Annotated in this window: 15 protein-coding genes; 1 reads left to right on the top strand and 14 read right to left on the bottom strand. The window is 72.9% G+C overall.

Going from position 1 to position 19402, the window contains the following annotated elements; genetic code table 11:
* The 4 genes from BUE45_RS29170 to BUE45_RS29155 form a co-directional block, all read right to left on the bottom strand.
* Window positions 1-462: AAA family ATPase (locus BUE45_RS29170; RefSeq protein WP_143173516.1), on the bottom strand; the 462-nt coding region annotated here is incomplete at its 3' end.
* Between the two features lie 58 nt (window positions 463-520).
* Window positions 521-2428 carry a SpoIIE family protein phosphatase gene (locus BUE45_RS29165; RefSeq protein ID WP_378659818.1) on the bottom strand — a complete coding sequence of 636 codons (1908 nt, stop codon included), beginning with the start codon at window positions 2426-2428 and terminating at the stop codon, window positions 521-523.
* A gap of 733 nt (window positions 2429-3161) precedes the next feature.
* Entirely contained in the window at window positions 3162-4904 is a 1743-nt protein-coding gene (aspS, locus tag BUE45_RS29160; RefSeq protein ID WP_073384138.1) for an aspartate--tRNA ligase, read from the bottom strand.
* 123 nt (window positions 4905-5027) lie between these two features.
* Window positions 5028-5705 carry an MBL fold metallo-hydrolase gene (locus BUE45_RS29155; RefSeq protein WP_073384137.1) on the bottom strand — a complete coding sequence of 226 codons (678 nt, stop codon included), beginning with the start codon at window positions 5703-5705 and terminating at the stop codon, window positions 5028-5030.
* Between the two features lie 458 nt (window positions 5706-6163).
* Between BUE45_RS29155 and BUE45_RS29150 the strand changes: the two genes are divergently transcribed.
* The gene (locus BUE45_RS29150) at window positions 6164-7399 is read left to right on the top strand and encodes a DUF349 domain-containing protein (protein WP_073384136.1); all 1236 of its coding nucleotides are present in this window, start codon (window positions 6164-6166) and stop codon (window positions 7397-7399) included.
* A 234-nt stretch (window positions 7400-7633) separates the two neighbouring features.
* Here BUE45_RS29150 and BUE45_RS29145 read toward each other — a convergent pair whose 3' ends face one another.
* The 10 genes from BUE45_RS29145 to carB all read right to left on the bottom strand — a co-directional run bounded on the left by BUE45_RS29145 (window position 7634) and on the right by carB (window position 19401).
* Window positions 7634-8356 (bottom strand): DUF11 domain-containing protein, encoded by a 723-nt coding sequence (locus BUE45_RS29145; RefSeq protein ID WP_143173515.1) that lies wholly within the window; start codon window positions 8354-8356, stop codon window positions 7634-7636.
* 139 nt (window positions 8357-8495) lie between these two features.
* Window positions 8496-9689: a methionine adenosyltransferase gene (gene metK / locus BUE45_RS29140; RefSeq protein WP_073384134.1), complete on the bottom strand. Its 1194-nt coding sequence runs from the start codon at window positions 9687-9689 to the stop codon at window positions 8496-8498.
* A 226-nt stretch (window positions 9690-9915) separates the two neighbouring features.
* Window positions 9916-11136 (bottom strand): bifunctional phosphopantothenoylcysteine decarboxylase/phosphopantothenate--cysteine ligase CoaBC, encoded by a 1221-nt coding sequence (coaBC, locus tag BUE45_RS29135; protein WP_073384133.1) that lies wholly within the window; start codon window positions 11134-11136, stop codon window positions 9916-9918.
* A gap of 26 nt (window positions 11137-11162) precedes the next feature.
* Window positions 11163-11429 (bottom strand): DNA-directed RNA polymerase subunit omega, encoded by a 267-nt coding sequence (gene rpoZ / locus BUE45_RS29130; protein WP_073384132.1) that lies wholly within the window; start codon window positions 11427-11429, stop codon window positions 11163-11165.
* Window positions 11430-11518: 89 nt separating this feature from the next.
* A complete protein-coding gene (gene gmk, locus BUE45_RS29125) occupies window positions 11519-12088 on the bottom strand; it encodes a guanylate kinase (RefSeq protein WP_073384131.1) in 570 nt (189 codons plus the stop codon).
* Window positions 12089-12400: 312 nt separating this feature from the next.
* On the bottom strand, window positions 12401-12724 hold the full coding sequence (gene mihF / locus BUE45_RS29120; RefSeq protein WP_073384130.1) for an integration host factor, actinobacterial type: 324 nt from the start codon (window positions 12722-12724) through the stop codon (window positions 12401-12403).
* Window positions 12725-13036: 312 nt separating this feature from the next.
* Window positions 13037-13744, bottom strand: coding sequence for an orotidine-5'-phosphate decarboxylase (pyrF, locus tag BUE45_RS29115; protein WP_073384129.1), 708 nt, complete (start codon window positions 13742-13744; stop codon window positions 13037-13039).
* Window positions 13745-14049: 305 nt separating this feature from the next.
* Window positions 14050-14991: a dihydroorotate dehydrogenase gene (locus BUE45_RS29110; protein ID WP_073384128.1), complete on the bottom strand. Its 942-nt coding sequence runs from the start codon at window positions 14989-14991 to the stop codon at window positions 14050-14052.
* A gap of 49 nt (window positions 14992-15040) precedes the next feature.
* Window positions 15041-15940 carry a dihydroorotate dehydrogenase electron transfer subunit gene (locus BUE45_RS29105; RefSeq protein WP_073384127.1) on the bottom strand — a complete coding sequence of 300 codons (900 nt, stop codon included), beginning with the start codon at window positions 15938-15940 and terminating at the stop codon, window positions 15041-15043.
* A gap of 158 nt (window positions 15941-16098) precedes the next feature.
* Window positions 16099-19401, bottom strand: a complete 3303-nt coding sequence (gene carB, locus BUE45_RS29100; RefSeq protein ID WP_073384126.1) for a carbamoyl-phosphate synthase large subunit — start codon at window positions 19399-19401, stop codon at window positions 16099-16101.
* Window position 19402 lies beyond the last annotated feature (1 nt).

Raw genomic sequence — 19402 nt, 5'->3', positions numbered from 1 at the left:
CACGGAGAAGAAGGGGTTCTCGGTGGTGGCGCCGATGAAGCTGACCCAGCGGTTCTCCACCGCGGGCAGCAGCGCGTCCTGCTGGGTCTTGTTGAAGCGGTGGACCTCGTCGACGAACAGCAGCGTGCGGGTGCCGTTCATGCCCATCCGGCGGCGGGCCTCGTCGATGACCGCGCGCACGTCCTTGACCCCGGCGTTGACGGCGGACAGCTCCACGAAGCGCCGCTTGGTGGCCTTGCTGACCACGGTGGCCAGGGTGGTCTTGCCGGTGCCGGGCGGGCCCCACAGGAACACGGACATGGGCGCGTCGTCCTCGACCAGGCGGCGCAGCGGACTGCCCTCGCCCAGCAGGTGGCCCTGGCCCATCACCTCGTCGAGGGTGCGCGGCCGCATGCGCACGGCCAGCGGCTCCTGTCCCTTGGCGGCTTCGGCCCCGGCGTCGTCGAACAGTGTTGCGGACACCCGTCCAGGGTAGGCGGTGCCGGCGACCTTCGGGGCCGGTCCGCGCCGGTGCCGGGCCTCAGGCGGCCGGGCGGCGCATCCGCGCGATGAGGAGGGCGATGTCGTCGCCGCGCCCGGCGGGGGCCATCTCTGCCAGGACGTGCGCGGCGCCCTCCGGGTCCTCGCAGTGCTCGGCCAGGGCGGCGCCGACCTTGTCCAGGCCGTCCTCCATGAGCACGTCGGTGCTCTCCACCAGGCCGTCGGAGCACAGCAGCAGGGTGGTGCCCGGGTCCAGGACCCGGGTGGTGACCGGGTAGACGGTGTCGGGCAGCACCCCCAGCGGCGGACCGGTCTCGGGCTCCCACACCTCGAAGCCGCCGGGACCCGCCAGGACGACCGGGGGCTGCCCGGCCCAGGCGGCCTGCATGTCCCCGGTGGACCGCTCCAGGACGAGGTATCCGCAGGTGGCGAAGACGATCTCGCCGGTGTCGGTGAGCAGCCGGTTGGTCTCGCCCAGGACGACGCCGGGGTGGGACTGGTTGCTGGCGTAGGCGCGGAACGCGGCGCGGATCTGGCCCATGGCGGCGGCGGCCTCGACGCCGTGGCCCTGCACGTCGCCGACGAGCAGCCCGACCCGGCCCCCGGGCAGTTCGACGACGTCGTAGAAGTCGCCGCAGATGCGCCAGTCGGCGCGGGAGGGCAGGTACTTGGTGGCGATGTCCAGGTCGGGGAAGCTGGCCACCTGGCGGGGCAGCATGCGCCGCTGCACGGCGTCGGCCAGCTCCAGCTCCGCCTGCTGTGCCTTGATGCGCTGGAGGGCCTGGCCCGCGAGCCCGGCGAAGGTGAGCATGAGGGCGCGCTCGTCGCGGCTGGCGTGGTGGGGCCGGTCCCACACCATCTGCCAGACGCCCAGGGCGACCTTGCTGTCGCCGAAGATCGGGACGGTCGCCCAGGCCTGGGACTTGGAGTCCTTGTTGCGCATGAGGTCGACGGCCGCGGGGAACCGGCTGACCACCTCGGCCCGGCTCTCGAAGAAGCGGGGCTGGCGGTCCTGGATGACCGCGCCCATGGGGAAGTCGGTGTCGTCGGCCCGGCGGCCGTCGATGAGCCCGGTGTTGCCGCGCCCGCGGGCGCCGGGCGAGGTGCGCAGCACCCCGTCCTCCACGTACAGGGCGCCGGCCGTGTAGCCGCCGAAGATCGGCAGGAACTCCTCGCTGAGCAGGTCCATGACCTTGTCGACGGTGGTGGCCGAGACGAGTTTGGCGGACAGCTCGGTGACCAGGCGCCCGTGCTCGGCCTCGGTGCGGCGGCGGTCGGCCAGGCGGCGGACCAGCTGCACGTGCTCGGTGACGTCGTCGATGATCCCGATGAGCCGGTCGGGCTCGCCGGGCACGAACCGGGCGCGCACGTGGAGGGAGCGCTCGTCGCCGAGCCGGTCGAAGACCCGGAAGCGCTGCTCGTAGTCGCGGCCGGCGAAGGAGGCGGACATGGCGTCGCGCACGCGGGCGATGTCGTCGGGGTGGACCCGCTCCAGGATGCGGTCCAGCTCGCGGTCCTCCCCGGCCAGCAGGGAGCCGAGCGGGGTGGGTCCGAACAGCTCGCGCAGCCGGCCGCTGCCCAGGTCCAGGCTCCACAGGACGGCGTCGGAGTTGTCGGTGCGCAGCTCGCCGATGACCCGCAGGTCGGCCTCTTCGGTGGACAGGACGTGCACCAGGACGACGGCGGTGTCCCCGTCCACCGGCCGTACCTCGGCCTCGGCCAGGCGCGAGGCCTTGGCGGTGACAGCGATCCGCAGGCGGCGCGGCCGGTCGTCCGGGGCTTGCCCGCGCTCCATGGCCCCGCGGTGGAAACCGGCGGCGCGGTCGTCGTCCTCGTCGAGCGGCTCGTGCCACGGCCGGCCCGCCAGTTCGTCGGCCGTGCGGTCGACGAGGGCGCGAAAGGCCAGGTTGGCGTGGCGGATCGAGCCATCGGCCGCGGTGAGCACCATGGGCTCGGGCGCGTGAAGGAACGCCCCGGCGAGCGCGCCCTCCGAACCACCGCCTACAGCACGTTCTTCGTTCACGGACTCAATCCTCATGTCGTCTCGGACGTCACACCCGTGCCCGGGCACGGCCACCCCCGCGGACATATCCGATTCGGCTCATTCTAATGTCGGGGGGCGGGGCGGTCTCGGGGAACGCCCTGGGGAGGTCGGCTCCACCGCCCGTACGTGGCGCCCGTGCGACCTCGTGCGATACGGGGCGGCGCGGTGCACCGGCGTGGGGGTGCTCGACACACGGGGCCCGCGGGCACCGGTGGGAACCGGCCCCGGGACACGAATCGTTACGCTCGTGTGACTCGATGGCACAGAAAGCACTCCACCACCGCTTCTGCCCACCGAATACGACGAGGCCCCCGTCGTGTCGCGCGACCACTCCCGAGGACGCGGACACCTGGTGGTGGGGAAGGGTGATTCGCCCCCAACGGTAGGGGATGCGCGGGCCGGGCGCATCCACACCGGTCACACGAGGCCATGTTCGGCCAGGTTTTTCCTGGGAAGCCGAGAGATTACCTCCCCTTGGTCACTTATGACCGATTACCGGCCCGGCGGGGACCTCGCGCCGACGCGCGCCGCCCCACCCGCGGCACCGGGTCCGCGGACCCGTCCGGGGCCGCACGGCGGACGCCCCCGCCCGGCCGGCGCGGGGCGCCGGTCGGGCGGGGGCGTCACGGGGCCGCTCTCAGGCCTCCTCGGCCTCGGGGTCGACGTCCACCCCGGCCTCGGCGCGCTGCTCTGCGGTGATCGGCGTCGGGGCGCCGGTCAGCGGGTCGCCGCCGGAGGCGGTCTTGGGGAACGCGATGACCTCGCGGATCGTCGGCTGCCCGGCGAGCAGCATGATGATCCGGTCCCAGCCCACGGCCAGGCCGCCGTGCGGCGGCGGGCCGAACTTGAACGCCTCCAGCAGGAAGCCGAACTTGGACTCGGCCTCCTCCCGGGACAGGCCGATCGTGTCGAAGATCCGCTGCTGCATCTCGGCCCGGTGGATACGGATCGAGCCGGAGACCAGCTCGTAGCCGTTGAGCACCAGGTCGAAGGCGCGCGAGTTCGTCGCACCCGGGTTCTTCTGGAAGTCGTCCTCGTCCTCGACGGCCGGGGCGGTGAACGGGTGGTGTACCGGCTTCCAGGAGCCCTCCTCGTCGGCCTCCTCGAACAGCGGCATGTCGGTGACCCAGAGGATCTCCCACCGGGACTCGTCGATGAGCCCGCCGCGGCGGCCGATCTCCAGGCGGGCAGCGCCCAGCAGCTCCTGGGAGTCGGTCCGCTTGCCCGCGGCGAAGAACACCGCGTCGCCGGGGGCGGCGCCGACCTTGGCGGCCAGCCCCTCCCGCTCGGCGTCCGACAGGTTCTTGGCCACCGGGCCGCCCAGGGTGCCGTCCTCCTGGACCAGGACGTAGGCCAGGCCCTTGGCGCCGCGCGAACGCGCCCAGTCCTGCCAGGCGTCCAGCTCCTTGCGGGTCTGGGACGCGCCGCCGGGCATGACCACGGCGCCCACGTAGGGGGCCTGGAACACCCGGAAGGTGGTGTCGGCGAAGTACGCGGTGACCTCCACCAGCTCCTGGCCGAAGCGCAGGTCGGGCTTGTCGGAGCCGAACCGGTCCATGGCCTCGGCGAAGCGCATCCGCGGGAAGCGCGGGGGCAGCTCGACCTCGCGCACCTCGCGCAGCAGGCGGGTGAAGAGCTGCTCGCCGACGGCGAAGAGGTCCTCCTCGTCAACGAAGCTCATCTCCAGGTCGATCTGGGTGAACTCCGGCTGGCGGTCGGCTCGCAGGTCCTCGTCGCGGAAGCAGCGGGTGAGCTGGTAGTAGCGCTCCATGCCGCCCACCATGAGCAGCTGCTTGAAGAGCTGCGGGGACTGCGGCAGGGCGTACCAGTGGCCCGGCTGGAGGCGGACCGGGACCAGGAAGTCGCGGGCGCCCTCCGGCGTGGAGCGCGTCATGTACGGGGTCTCGATGTAGGTGAACCCCAGGTCGCGCATGGTCTCGTGGGCGATGTAGGTCGCCTTGGAGCGGATGCGCAGGTTCTGGGCCATCTCCGAGCGCCGGATGTCCAGGTAGCGGTAGCGGAGCCGGGTCTCCTCGGCCACGTCGGAGGCGCCGTCGAGCTGGAACGGCAGGGGCGCGGCCTCGCTGAGCACCTCGATCTCGTCGGCGACGACCTCGATCGCGCCGGTCGGGATGTCGGGGTTCTCGTTGCCCTCGGGGCGGACCCGGACCGAGCCGGTCACCTTGATGCAGTACTCCGCGCGCAGGTCGTGGGCGAGGTCGTCCTCGCGGACGACGACCTGGACCACGCCGGAGGCCTCGCGCAGGTCGAGGAAGACCACGCCACCGTGGTCGCGGCGGCGGGCCACCCATCCGGCGAGCACGACGCTCTCCCCGGCGCTCTCGGCGCGCAACGCACCTGCTTCATGCGTGCGTATCAACGAACTTCTCCTTCGACGTCTTCGAGTACGTGTCAAGTCTGCCCGACCGGCACCGGGGCACGGGTCGCCCCCGCGGGGTCCCGGTGCGGTCGCGGGCGGCGGGCCGGGCGGCGCCGCGACGGGTCAACCCGCGATATCGCGCAGGTAGGGATTGGTGGCGCGCTCGCGGCCCACCGTGGTGGCCGGGCCGTGGCCCGGCAGGACGCGGGTGTCGTCGGCGGCGCCGAGCACCGCGGCCGTGAGGCTCCGCGCCATGGCGGCCGGGTCGCCGCCGGGGAAGTCCGTGCGGCCGATGGAGCCGGCGAAGACCAGGTCGCCGGCGAACATCACCGGGACGCCGTCGCCGCCCCGGGTGGTGTAGACGACCGACCCGGGGGTGTGGCCCGGGGTGTGGGCGACCGTGTACTCCGCCCCGGCCAGGGACAGCACCTCGCCGTCGGAGACCTCCACCACGCGGGCGGGCTCGCGGTACGGGCCCGGGCCCAGCAAGGCCTCCAGGTGCGCGGCGAAGGCGGCGTCCACGCCCGCGGCGGGCTCGGTGAACAGGGCGCGGTCGGCCGCGTGCACGTACACCGGGACGCCGTGGGCGTCGGCGATCTCGGCCGCCGACCAGACGTGGTCGAAGTGCCCGTGGGTCAGCAGGACCGCGACGGGGGTCAGCCGGTGCTCGGCCAGGGCCTTGGCGACGGGCTCGGCCGCGTCCTGCCCCGGATCGACGACCACGCACTCACCGTTCGGAGCCGCCGCCGGGACATAGCAGTTCGCGGCGAGGGGTCCGGTGGGAAGCGCGGCGATGAGCACGGCGGATGACGTCCTGTCCTCGGTCGGTGGTGCGGGGGCGGCGGATCGGGCCGCGCCCCCTGGATAGGTTCAGAGCCTACAGACGCGAGCAGGGCCGGGGCGACCGGAAGAGCACACCCGGGCGGTCTTTTGATCACCATTCGATCACCGCACACGCCCGGGCTCTTTGCCAAAGCGCGTGGTAGTGCCATATTGGGCACCGTCCCATGTGCTCCGGGCCCCGACCTGCGCCTCTTCCAGAAAAGCGCGGGCCGTCGGTTCTCGGCCCCGGTCCGCACGAGGGGGACACCGTCGGCGGGCGCCGGAAATGCCCGGCCGGACGGACGAGACACGGCGCGCCGTCATCGCCGAATCGGATGGATACCGTGTTCAGCACAGTGGTTCCCATCACGGATCGGCGAGGGACACCGCGACGACCAGAACCCGCTTCCGCGGGTTCATGACAGCAGGAGGACACGGTGACCACGGACCCTTGGGGCCGCGTAGACGACGAGGGCACGGTCTACGTGCGCACGGGCGAAGGCGAGCGGGTCGTCGGATCGTGGCAGGCCGGGGAGCCGGAGGAGGCCCTGGCCTTCTTCCGCCGCAAGTACGACTCCCTGGTCACCGAGGTGGAGCTGCTGGAGAAGCGGCTCAACACCACCGACCTGTCCGCCGCGGCCGCGATGTCGAACATCGACAAGCTGCGCTCGGCCGTGCAGGAGGCGCACGCCGTCGGCGACCTGGAGGCCCTGACCCGGCGCCTGGACGCGCTGGCCGGGCGGGCCGAGACTCGCAAGGCCGAGCAGAAGCAGGCCCAGGAGCGCGCCCGCGGAGAGGCCCGCGAGGTCAAGGAGCGCATCGTCGCCGAGGCCGAGCGGGTCGCCGTCGAGACCACGCACTGGAAGTCCGGCGGCGAGCGGATGCTCCAGCTGATCGAGGAGTGGAAGAAGGCCCCCCGGGCCGACCGCCCGACCGAGCAGGCGCTGTGGAAGCGCATGTCGGCGGCGCGCAACTCCTTCTCCAAGCGCCGCAAGGCCTACTTCGCCAACCTGGACCAGGAGCGGGAGTCGGTGCGGTCCGAGAAGGAGCGCATCGTCGCCGAGGCGGAGGCCCTGTCGGCCTCCACCGAGTGGGGCGAGACCGCCCGCGCGTACCGCGACCTGATGCAGCAGTGGAAGCGGACCGGCCGGGCCGACCGGGCCAGCGAGGACCGCCTGTGGTCCCGGTTCAAGGCGGCCCAGGACACGTTCTTCGACGCCCGCAACGCGGTGTTCGCCGAGCGCGACGCCGAACTGCGGGTCAACGCCGACGCCAAGGAGAAGATCCTGGCCGAGGCGCAGACCGAGATCCGCGGGCTGATCTCCGACCCGCGCCGGGCCCGGGCCCGGCTGCGCGACTTCCAGGAGGCCTGGGAGGAGGCGGGCGAGCTGCCGCGCGACACGCGCGACCGGCTGGAGGGCTCCTTCCGCCAGATCGAGGACGAGGTGCGCCGCGCCGAGGAGACCGAGTGGGAGCGCAAGAACCCCGAGGCCCGGGCGCGCGCCGAGGCCACGGTGGCGCAGCTGTCCACGGCGATCGCCGGCCTGGAGGAGAAGCTGGGGAAGGCGCGGGCGAACAACGACGCCCGGCGTGTCAAGGAGGCCGAGGAGGCGCTGGAGGCCCGCCGCGCGTGGCTGGCCGAGGCGGAGCGCGCTCTCGGCGACCTGAGCTGACGCACCGCGGCTGACGCACGGGACGGGCCCCGCGTTCGGGAGAACGCGGGGCCCGTCCCGTGTCCGGTGTCCGTCCCGTCCTTCGGGGGTCCGCCCGGGGACCGTCCCAGGGCCCCGTCCCCACGACCGCGCGGGTGGACCCGGCGGGCCGGCGCGGCGGCCACCCCTCGTCCAGGGCGCAGCGGGCCGGCCCGGGCGGGGCCGGGGTGCCGCCGGCCTCCGCGGCCGGTGGGCCTAGCGGTACACGTCCAGGTGGTGGACGGTGGCGCCGGGGGCGCCGGGCACCGGTTCCGGTGCGGGGTCCCCGGCCGCCGGCACGGAAGCGCCCACCCCCGGCGCAGGGCCCCCGGCCGCCGGTACGGGGCCGCCGGCCCCGGGCCGCTCCCGCCCCTGCGCGCGGCGGCGGTACAGCACGATCCCCCCGCCCGCAAGGGCGAGCAGCGCCAGCGCGCCCGCGACCACCCCGGCGAGCGCCGGGGACAGGATCCTGCGCACCTCGTGCTCCTGGGCGGCGCAGGAGGCGAGCACCCCGTCGGGGGCGGACCGCAGGCAGGCGGTCGCCACCGGGCGCCCCGCCCCCTCGGGGAGCCCGGTGAGCTCGCCGGTGACGGTGAACGCGGCCCGCTCCCCCGCCTCCAGACTCCGGGTCCAGACGACGCGCCCGCCGTCCACCTCGGCGCCCTCCGTTCCGGTGACGTAGCGCATCGTCGGCGGCAGGATGTGGACGACCTCCGCCCCCTCCGCCGTCCGGACGCCGGAGTTGCGGACCCCGATCGTGTACTCCACCCGGTCGCCCGGGCGGAGCCGGTCCCGCTCGGCCCTCTCGGCCAGGGTGAGGTGCAGGGTCTCGGCCCCGGGGACCACCTCCCCGGCCCCTCCGGGGTCCGGCGCCTGGATCCCGGGCAGGGCGACGAGGGCCGCCAGGCCCAGCGCCGTCATCGCCGCAGCTACCGCCATGGTGCTTCCTCCGTGTACAGCACATAACTATATGTATTTACTTGATAACACGGAGTGTTCGTTTTGGGGTGTGCGCCATGCGGCGAGGGGGCGGACGACCTTCCGGTCGTCCGCCCCCTCGGCGTCGGTGCGTCGGCGCTCAGGCCCCCACGAACGAGCGCAGGGCCGCGGCGCGGTCGGTGCGCTCCCAGGTGAACTCCGCCAGCTCGCGGCCGAAGTGGCCGTAGGCGGCGGTCTTGGAGTAGATCGGGCGCAGCAGGTCGAGGTCGCGCACGATCGCGGCGGGCCGCAGGTCGAAGACCTCCTGGACGGCCTTCTCGATCAGGTCGGGGGCGATCTGCTCGGTGCCGAAGGTCTCGATGAACACGCCGACCGGGTGCGCCTTGCCGATGGCGTAGGCGACCTGGACCTCGGCGCGCTCGGCCAGCTCGGCCGCCACGATGTTCTTGGCGACCCAGCGCATGGCGTAGGCGGCCGACCGGTCGACCTTCGACGGGTCCTTGCCGGAGAAGGCGCCGCCGCCGTGGCGGGCGTAGCCGCCGTAGGTGTCGACGATGATCTTGCGGCCGGTCAGGCCGGCGTCGCCCATCGGGCCGCCGATCTCGAAGCGGCCGGTCGGGTTGACCAGCAGGCGGTAGTCGTCGGCCGCCAGGCCGAACGCCTCCACCACGGGCTCGATGACGTGCTCGCGCACGTCCGGGGAGAGCAGCTCCTCCAGGCTGATGTCCGCGGAGTGCTGGCTGGAGACCACGACCGTGTCCAGGCGGACCGGGGTCTGGCCGTCGTACTCGACGGTGACCTGGGTCTTGCCGTCCGGGCGCAGGTAGGGCACGGTGCCGTTGCGGCGGACCTCGGACAGGCGCTCGGACAGCGAGTGGGCCAGCTTGATCGGCAGCGGCATCAGCTCCGGGGTCTCCCGGTTGGCGTAGCCGAACATCAGGCCCTGGTCTCCCGCGCCCTGGCGGTTGAGGACGTCGTCCTCGTTCTCGACGCGCGCCTCGTAGGCGGTGTCGACGCCCTGGGCGATGTCGGGGGACTGGGCGTCGATGGAGACGTTGACCCCGCAGGAGTCACCGTCGAACCCCTTGGCGGACGAGTCGTACCCGATCCGGAGGATGGTCTCGCGCACGATGGCGGGGATGTCGACGTAGGTCTGGGTGGTGACCTCACCCGCGATGTGGACCTGACCGGTGGTGATCAGCGTCTCGACGGCGACCCGGCTGGCCGGGTCGTGGGTGAGCATCGCGTCGAGGATCGCGTCACTGATCTGGTCGGCCATCTTGTCGGGATGGCCCTCGGTGACCGACTCGGAGGTGAAAAGGCGGCGGGACACGGTTGCGTGACTCCTTGCAGCGGCTGCTGTCTGACATGTATCGGCGGGTACGGGGCGCCCTGGCTGCCTGCCGGGGCGGCCAATACCGACCGATGCGGTTGGTTATCGGTCCACTGTAACGGGAGCGGTGGGGGCGGGGACCCCCGGCCGACCTCGCCCGTCGTGGGCGTCGGATGGAAGTCTGGCGTACCCGGAGGTGGGAAATCCAGTCCCGGGACCCAGCGGGTCACCGGGGAAGACGGTCCCGGACGAGGTCCCACACCCGGTCGGCGAGGTCCTCCTTGGGCCCCCGGGGGATCTCCACCGCGCTGCCGTCGGCCCCCAGGACCACGGCCTGGTTGTCCTCCGTGCCGAACGCGCGGCCGCCGCCGACCTGGTTGACCACGAGCAGGTCGCAGCCCTTCCTGGCGAGTTTGGCGCGGCCGTTGGCGACGACGTCGTCGGTCTCGGCGGCGAACCCCACGATGACCTGGTCGGCGCCGTCCCGCCCGCGGGACGCGACCAGGCCCGCCAGCACGTCCGGGTTCTCGACCAGTTCGATCGGCGCGGGCGCGCCGCCGGACTTCTTGATCTTGGAGGCGACGCTGGTGGCGGGGCGGAAGTCGGCGACCGCGGCGCTCATCACGATGACGTCGGCGCCGGCGCGCTCGGCCTCGACCGCTGCGGCCAGCTCCACCGCCGAGGTCACCGGGACCACGCGCACCCCGGCCGGGTCGGGCAGGGCGGCGTTGGCGGCGACGAGGGTGACGTCGGCGCCCCGGGCGGCCGCGGTGCGGGCCAGGGCGTAGCCCTGCTTGCCGGAGGAGTGGTTGCCGAGGAACCGGACCGGGTCGACGGCCTCGCGGGTGCCCCCCGCCGAGACCACGACGCGCAGGCCCGCGAGGTCGGGGGCGGCGGCGCCGCGGCGCAGGACGCGCCGTGCGGCCTCGAAGAGCTCTCCCGGTTCGGGAAGCCGCCCGCGGCCGGTGTCGGCGCCGGTGAGGCGGCCCACGGCCGGGTCCAGGACCACCGCGCCGCGCGAGCGCAGCGTGGCCACGTTGGCCCGGGTGGCCGGGTGCTCCCACATCTCGGTGTGCATCGCCGGGGCGAAGACCACCGGGCACCGGGCGGTGAGCAGGGTGTTGGTCAGCAGGTCGTCGGCGAGGCCGGCGGCCGCCTTGGCCAGGATGTTGGCGGTGGCCGGGGCGACGAGGACGAGGTCCGCGGACTGCCCGATGCGGACGTGCGGGACCTCGTGCACGGTGTCCCAGACACCGGTGGCCACGGGATGGCCGGACAGCGCGGCCCAGGTGGGCTCACCGACGAAGCGCAGGGCCTCGTCCGTGGGCACGACCCGGACCTCGTGGCCGGACTCGGTCAGTCGGCGGAGCAGCTCGCACACCTTGTAGGCGGCGATACCGCCGCCGACGCCGAGGACGACCTTGGGCTTGCTTCCTGTGTCACTCACAGACAGGAGTTCTACCAGGTCGGATTTCAGGTGCCCTCGTAGGGCTCCGCGGTGAGGAGCCCGGACTTGATCTCGCGCAGGGCGATGGACAGGGACTTCTCCTGCACCTGGGTCTCCACCAGGGGACCCACGTACTCCAGCAGGCCCTCGCCCAGCTGGGCGTAGTACGCGTTGATCTGGCGGGCCCGCTTGGAGGCCATGGTGACCAGGCTGTACTTGCTGTCCACCAGATCGAGCAGATCGTCGATCGGCGGGTTGGTGATGCCTTCGGCGACGGGCTCGGTTCCAGCCACTTTCGATTACCCCCAGGGAACGGTCGGATGCGAGGCGCGGTGCGCCGCGGTGTACAGGGTACGCGGGACCGGGGGTCCCGGCGCCGTTATCACACCTCGGAAGCGGTGATCAACGCTAGCAGTTCGCCGCACACGTCCCGGACGGACGTGTTGACGAGTGTGGTGTCGAACTCCTTCTCGGCGGCGAGTTCGACCTTGGCGACCTCCAGCCTGCGCCGGATGACCTCCTCGGACTCGGTCCCGCGCCCGGTGAGGCGGCGGACCAGCTCCTCCCAGGAGGGCGGGGCGAGGAAGACGTGCAGGGCCTCGGGCATGGTCTCGCGGATCTGGCGGGCGCCCTGGAGCTCGATCTCCAGCAGGACGGGGAGTCCGGCGGCCAGGCGCTCCTCCACGGGGCGGCGCGGGGTGCCGTAGCGGTTGCCCGCGAACTGTGCCCACTCCAGGAGTTCGCCGTCGGCGACGAGGCGGTCGAACTCGGCGTCGTCGACGAAGCGGTACTGCACGCCGTCGGCCTCGCCCGGGCGCGGCCGGCGCGTGGTGGCCGACACGGAGAGCCAGACGTCGGGGTGGGCCCGGCGCAGCTCGGCCACGACCGTGCTCTTGCCCACACCCGAGGGTCCGGACAGGACGATCAGCCGTTGTTCTCCTGGGTTGGGCATGGCTCTCGCGGGCTTCCCTTCGGGCCTGGGTGCGATCCGCCCGCGGCGCGCCGGGGGCGCTCGGCGACGGGGCCGCTCCGGGCCCGGGATCGCCCACCGCGCGGGCGGCGGGTGCGTGCGGGGTTCATCCTCGCGTTCGGGCGCGGGAAGCTTCATTTATACCACCGGGCCGTGACGCACGGTGCGGCCCCGTGGGAGGGGTCGACCGTGGTCACGGCCCGGTGGGGGTCCACCCGGGGGTGGGGGTCCGCCTGCGGTCCGACCCGCCGCGTCTGTGGGGGACGCGGCGGCCCGGGGTCCGCGGACGCGGTGTTACTTGGTGAGGTCGCCGAACTCGGCCTCGAGGGCCGCGCGCTGGTTGGTGCCCAGGCCGCGGACGCGGCGGGACTCGGCGATGTTGAGCCGCTCCATGATCTGCTTGGCGCGGACCTTGCCCACGCCGGGGAGGGACTCCAACAGGGCGGAGACCTTCATCTTGCCGATGACGTCGTCCTTGAGCCCGTCGGCGAGCACCTTGGACAGCGAGATGCCGCCGTTCTTCAGCTTGTTCTTGACCTCAGCGCGCTCTTTTCTGGCCTTGGCGGCTTTCTCGAGAGCCGCGCTGCGCTGCTCGGGTGTGAGGGGAGGAAGGGCCACGCCGGGTCACCTCGGATTTCTACTCGTTTGTAGAGGGCGGACGCCTGCGCAAGTTAGTAGGTCTGACCCCTGTTAGGCAACGTAAAGTGCCCTTTCAGAGGCTATTTCATTGAACTAACTACACACAGTGTCCATCTCATTGCACTCCGAGATGAAAATCAGGACTTTGGTCCCGATTGGGCCGTCCGTAAAGCATGCCACCTGCGCAGGTCACGGAGGGGTGAACCGGGTCACTCTCAGCTCCGGATTCCGCATTTGGGACATACCGAATCAGTAACACTCAGTGACCGAATCCTGCCTCCTCCCGCCCCCTCAGACCCGGGCCCCGGCACGCCGCACGGCCTCCGCGAGGGAGGCCGCCGCCGCCCCGGGGTCCGGTGCCCGGGTGATGGGGCGGCCGATGACCAGAAGGTCCGCCCCCGCCGCGATGGCCTCCTCCGGGGTCGCCACCCGGGACTGGTCACCCCTGTCCGCCCCCGCCGGGCGCACGCCCGGCGTGATGAGGGTGATGTCCGGGCCCACTTCGGCGCGCACGAGGGCCACCTCCTGGGGCGAGCAGACCAGGGCCCGTGCCCCGGCGCCCACCGCCAGCACCGCCAGCCGGCGCACCGCGTCGCGAGCGGGCCCGAGCAGCCCCACCTGCTCCAGGTCCTCCTCGTCCATCGAGGTGAGCACCGTCACGGCGGCGATCCGGGTGTCCGGGGCGGCCTCCACCGCCGCCCGGACCATGTCCGCCCCTCCCCCGGCGTGCACGGTGAGGATCGAGGGCTTGAGCCCGGCGACGCTGCGCGCCGCCCCCGCCACCGTCGCCGGGATGTCGTGGAGCTTGAGGTCGAGGAACACCCCGACCCGGTTGGCCCCGCGGACCGCGCTCACGACCTCGGGGCCGTAGCGCAGGTAGAGCTCCAGGCCCACCTTGACGGTGCTGACATGGGGGGCGACCGCAGAGGCCCAGGTCGCAGCGGTCTCGATCTCCTTGGCGTCGATCGCGACTGCGATGGGCGCGGAAGGCGCGGTCATCGTTCACTCCCTTTCGTGTGCCGCCGGCCGTCGGCCGGCGCGTTCCACTCGCCCGCGTTCTTACGAACGTGATTGCGAATGCACGTTCACTGTCCTGTGCACACCGTCAGAGTGTGCGGTTCCCAGAACCGGGCGCTTCATGCGCCCGATCCGGGTCACTTCGTCGTAACGACCGCCCACGCGGCCGTAGGCGGCCTTTGTCCGGCTTCCGGACTATCCGTACCCGGACGGAGATGTTCGGTCGCACAGCGCCACCTCAGCGCCGTTCAGGCCGGTCAGGCCGGGCGCCGGTCCGGTCCGGGCCCTCACACGCCGGTGCCGGGCCGGTGGGCGGCGCCCACCAGGTCCGCGGCCCGGGCCACGCCCCGGGACTCCAGGGCCTCGGTGAACTCGCGCAGCACCCGCACGCACGCGGACGGGTCGGAGAAGTTGATCGTGCCCAGGGCGACGGCGCTGGCGCCGGCGGCCATGAACTCCACCACGTCGGCACCGGTGCGCACCCCGCCCATCCCGATGACGGGCACCTCCGGCAGCGCCTCGTGGACCCGGTACACGCAGCCCACGGCGAGCGGCCGGATCGCCGGACCCGACAGCCCGCCCATGCCGCCGGCCACGGCGGGGCGCAGCGTCCGCGGGTCCACGGCCATGCCGCGGACCGTGTTGACCATCGACAGGCCGTCCGCGCGGGCCTCGGCGCACGCGGTGGCCAGCGCCACCACGTCGGGCACGTCCGCGGCCAGCTTGGCGAGCACCGGCAGGTCCGAGCGCGCGTGCGAGCGCACGGTGCTCACCACCGCGGCCGCCCGCGCGGCGTCGTCGGCGAACCGGCGCCCCTCGGGGTCGGCCGGGTCCGGGCAGGACAGGTTGACCTCGATCGCGTCCACGCCCGGCTCGGCCGAGATCCGCCGGGCCAGCTCGCCGAACTCGGCGGTGCCCGAGCCCGCGACGGACACGATGGCCCGCCCGCCCCGCGCCAGCAGCCACGGCAGGTCGCGCTGGAGGAAGACGTCCACGCCCGGCCCCTGCATCCCGGTGGTGCTGAGCATGCCGCTGGGCGTCTCGGCCATGCGCGGCGCCGGCCGCCCGGCGCGCGGTTCCAGCATCACGGACTTGGTGGTGACCGCGCCGATCTCGGCGATGTCGAAGAACTGGGCCAGCTCCCGGCCCGAACCGGCGCACCCGGCGGCGGTCACCACCGGGTTGGGCAGCTCCAGTGCGCCCAACCGGACTCTCAGGTCTGTGTTCACCGTGTCTTTCCCGGTCGGTGGGATGGGATCGGCGGCCCGGCGCCGCGGGTCAGGCGATGTCGCGGGCCGACTCGGCGGCCCGGGAGGCCCCGGCGCCCTTCCAGCCGGGCGCGCCCAGCGCGTCGAAGGGGATCGTGCCCACGTCGTCGAAGCGCACCTGCTCGCCGCGGAACACCGGCCCGTCCACGCAGGAGCGGACCATGCGGGTGATGCCGTCCTCCCCCACCACCGGGATCACGCAGGTCATGCAGATCCCGGTGCCGCAGGCCATGGTCTCCTCGACCGACACCTGCACGGGGACCCCGTGGCTGCCGGCCACGGCGGTGACCGCGCGCAGCATGGGCATGGGGCCGCAGGCGTAGATCACGTCGGAGCGGCACTCCTCGATGACGCGGCCCAGGACGTCGGTGACCCGGCCCCGGGTCCCGAAGGAGCCGTCGTCGGTGGTGAAGACGGCGGTCTCGGCGATCCGGCGGGCGGTGATCGCGCTGAAGACGCGGTCGGCGGAGGCCCCGCCCAGGACGAAGTCGACCCGGCAGCCCCGGCGGCGCAGCGACTGCGCCAGCGGGAAGAGCGGGGCGCTGCCCGCGCCGCCGCCGACCAGGACGCAGTTGACCGGGTCGCGGGGCAGCGGGAAGGGCCGCCCCAGGGGGCCGACGACGTCCAGCAGGTCGCGGGAGCGCCGCTCGGCCAGCCAGGCCGTGCCGGTGCCGCGCACCGCGAACAGGAACTCGACGGTGCCGCCGTAGTCGGGCTTGACGTCGTGGATGGCGAAGGGGCGCCGCAGCAGCGCGCTGGAGTGGTCGCCGCCCACCGCCACCGACACGAACTGGCCCGAGCGGAACCGCTCGGCGATCCCGGGGGCGACGACGGTGATGGCGTAGTAGGCGTCCACCCTGCGCACGTTCAGCACGGGGCACCTGACCTGCACCGGTCCGTAGTCGCTCATCGTCTGGGTGTGGCCTCTCTCGCGCCGTGTGCCTGCGGGGGACCGGACGGCGTGGCCGCCGCGGCGCCCCCGCCGTCCGGTCCCCTACAGCCTAGGGCGGTGCCGGAGCGCGGTCGCCGCGGTCCGCGCGGCCCCGGCGGGGCCGCGCGGGCCGCGGGTCACTCGCGACCGGCGGTGAGCACCCGCGCGTGCTCCTGGAGGGAGCGCACGCCGACGTCGCCGCGCACGCGGGCCTCGATGGCCTGGACCGCGGCGGCCAGCCCCTGCACGGTGGTGACGCTCGGGACGGCGCGCACGACGGCCGCGGTGCGGATCTCGTAGCCGTCCAGGCGCGGACCGGACTGGCCCGCCCCGCCGAACGGGGTGTTGACGATGAGGTCGACCTCACCGTCGTGGATGAGCCGGACGATGGTCTTCTCGCCGTTCGGGCCCGGGCCCTCGCTGTGCTTGCGCACCACGGTGGCGTGCACGCCGTTGCGGCGCAGGACCACGGCGGTGCCCTCGGTGGCGAGGATCTCGAAGCCCAGGTCGGCCAGGCGCTTGACGGGGAAGATCATCGAGCGCTTGTCGCGGTTGGCCACCGACACGAACACCCGGCCGCTCACCGGCAGGGCTCCGGTGACGGCCAGCTGCGACTTGGCGTAGGCGGCGCCGAACTCCACGTCCAGGCCCATGACCTCGCCGGTGGAGCGCATCTCCGGGCCCAGGATGGTGTCGACGCCCTCGCCGTGCCGGTCGATGAACCGGTTGAAGGGCAGCACCGCCTCCTTGACCGACACCGGGGCGTCGGCGGGCAGGTCGCCGCCGTCGCCCGAGGCCGGGAGCATGCCCTCGGCCCGCAGCTCGGCGATGGTGGCGCCGGCCATGACGCGGGCGGCGGCCTTGGCCAGCGGCACGGCCGTGGCCTTGGAGACGAACGGCACGGTGCGCGAGGCGCGCGGGTTGGCCTCCAGGACGTTGAGCACGCCGGAGGCGAGCGCGTACTGGACGTTGATCAGGCCGCGCACCCCGGTGCCGCGGGCGATGGCCTCGGTGGAGTGGCGGATCCGCTCGATGTCCTCGTTGCCCAGGGTGATGGAGGGCAGGGAGCAGGCGGAGTCGCCGGAGTGGATGCCGGCCTCCTCGATGTGCTCCATGACGCCGCCCAGGTACAGGTCGGTGCCGTCGTAGAGGGCGTCGACGTCGATCTCGATGGCGTCGTCGAGGAAGCGGTCCACCAGGACCGGGTGCTCCGGGCTCACCTGGGCGTTGCGCTCGATGTAGTCGGCGAGCATGGTCTCGCTGTAGACGATCTCCATGCCGCGTCCGCCCAGCACGTAGGAGGGGCGGACCATGACCGGGTAGCCGATCTCGTCGGCGACGGCCTTGGCCTCGGCGAAGGAGTAGGCGGTGCCGTACTTGGGGGCGGGCAGCCCGGCCTCGGCCAGGACCTTGCCGAACTCCCCGCGGTCCTCGGCCAGGTCGATGGCCTCGGGGCTGGTGCCGATGATGGGCACCCCGGCGTCCTTGAGGCGGCGGGCCAGGCCCAGCGGGGTCTGGCCGCCGAGCTGGACGATGACCCCGGCGACGGGTCCGGCGAGCTGCTCGGCCCGGACCACCTCCAGGACGTCCTCCAGGGTGAGCGGCTCGAAGTAGAGCCGGTCGCTGGTGTCGTAGTCGGTGGAGACCGTCTCGGGGTTGCAGTTGACCATCACGGTCTCGTACCCGGCGTCGGACAGCGCGAAGGACGCGTGGACGCAGGAGTAGTCGAACTCCACGCCCTGGCCGATGCGGTTGGGGCCCGAGCCCAGGATGATGATCTTGGGCTTGTCCCCGGCGGGGACCTCGGTCTCCTCGTCGTAGCTGGAGTACAGGTACGGCGTGGCGGCCTCGAACTCGGCGGCGCAGGTGTCCACGGTCAGGTAGACGGGGTGGATGCCCAGGGCGTGGCGCAGCTCGCGGACCACGTCCTCGCTCTTGCCGGCGGCCTCGCCGATCTGGACGTCGGAGAAGCCCAGCTCCTTGGCGGCGCGCAGCAGGCCGGCGTCGAGCTTGGGCGCCTCGGCCAGGGCGCGGGCGGTCTCCTCCAGGCGCAGCATCTGGTCCAGGAACCAGGGGTCGATGCGCGTGGAGCGGTGCAGCTCCTCGACGGTGGCCCCGGCCCGCAGGGCCTGCTGGACCTGGCGGAGACGGAACTCGGTCGGGGTGGCGGCGGCGCGGACCAGCTCGTCCCTGTCGCCGGCGGGTCCCGCCCAGGTGAAGCCGACGCCCGGCTTCTCCAGGGAGCGCATGGCCTTCTGGAGCGCCTCGGGGAAGGAGCGGCCGATGGCCATGGCCTCGCCCACCGACTTCATGGTGGTGGTGAGCGTGGGGTCGGCGCCGGGGAACTTCTCGAACGCGAACCGGGGGGCCTTGACGACCACGTAGTCGAGCGTGGGCTCGAAGCTGGCCGGGGTCTCCTTGGTGATGTCGTTGGGGATCTCGTCCAGCGTGTAGCCGACGGCGAGCTTGGCGGCGATCTTGGCGATCGGGAAGCCGGTGGCCTTGGAGGCCAGCGCCGAGGAGCGCGAGACGCGCGGGTTCATCTCGATGACGATGACCCGGCCGGTCTCGGGGTGCACGGCGAACTGGATGTTGCAGCCGCCGGTGTCCACGCCGACCTCGCGGATGACCGCGATGCCGATGTCGCGGAGTTTCTGGTACTCGCGGTCGGTGAGGGTCATGGCGGGGGCGACGGTGATGGAGTCGCCGGTGTGCACGCCCATGGGGTCGAGGTTCTCGATGGAGCAGACGACCACGACGTTGTCGTTGGTGTCGCGCATCAGCTCCAGCTCGTACTCCTTCCAGCCGAGGATGGACTCCTCCAGGAGGACCTCGGTGGTCGGGGAGAGCGCCAGTCCCTGGCCGGCGATGCGGCGCAGCTCCGCCTCGTCGTGGGCGAAGCCCGACCCGGCGCCGCCCATGGTGAAGGACGGGCGCACGACGACCGGGTAGCCGAGCCCCTCGGCGGCGGCGAGGCACTCCTCGATGGTGTGGCAGATGCTGGAGCGGGCGGACTCGCCGCCGATGCGCTCGACGATGCGCTTGAAGCTCTCGCGGTCCTCGCCGGACTGGATGGCGTCGATGTTGGCGCCGATGAGCTCGACGCCGTACTTGTCGAGGATGCCCGCCTCGTGCAGGGAGACGGCGGCGTTGAGCGCGGTCTGCCCGCCCAGGGTGGGCAACAGGGCGTCGGGGCGCTCCTTGGCGATGATCTTCTCGATCATCTCGGTGGTGATCGGCTCGACGTAGGTGGCGTCGGCGATCTCCGGGTCGGTCATGATCGTGGCCGGGTTGGAGTTGACCAGGATGACCCGCAGGCCCTCGGCCCGCAGGATCCGGCAGGCCTGGGTGCCCGAGTAGTCGAACTCGGCCGCCTGCCCGATGACGATGGGACCGGATCCGACCACGAGGACGGAGGAGAGGTCACTACGGCGCGGCATG

This window comes from Nocardiopsis flavescens (assembly GCF_900141985.1).
Classification (GTDB): domain Bacteria; phylum Actinomycetota; class Actinomycetes; order Streptosporangiales; family Streptosporangiaceae; genus Nocardiopsis; species Nocardiopsis flavescens.
This window is presented reverse-complemented; position numbering and strand designations above follow the sequence as displayed.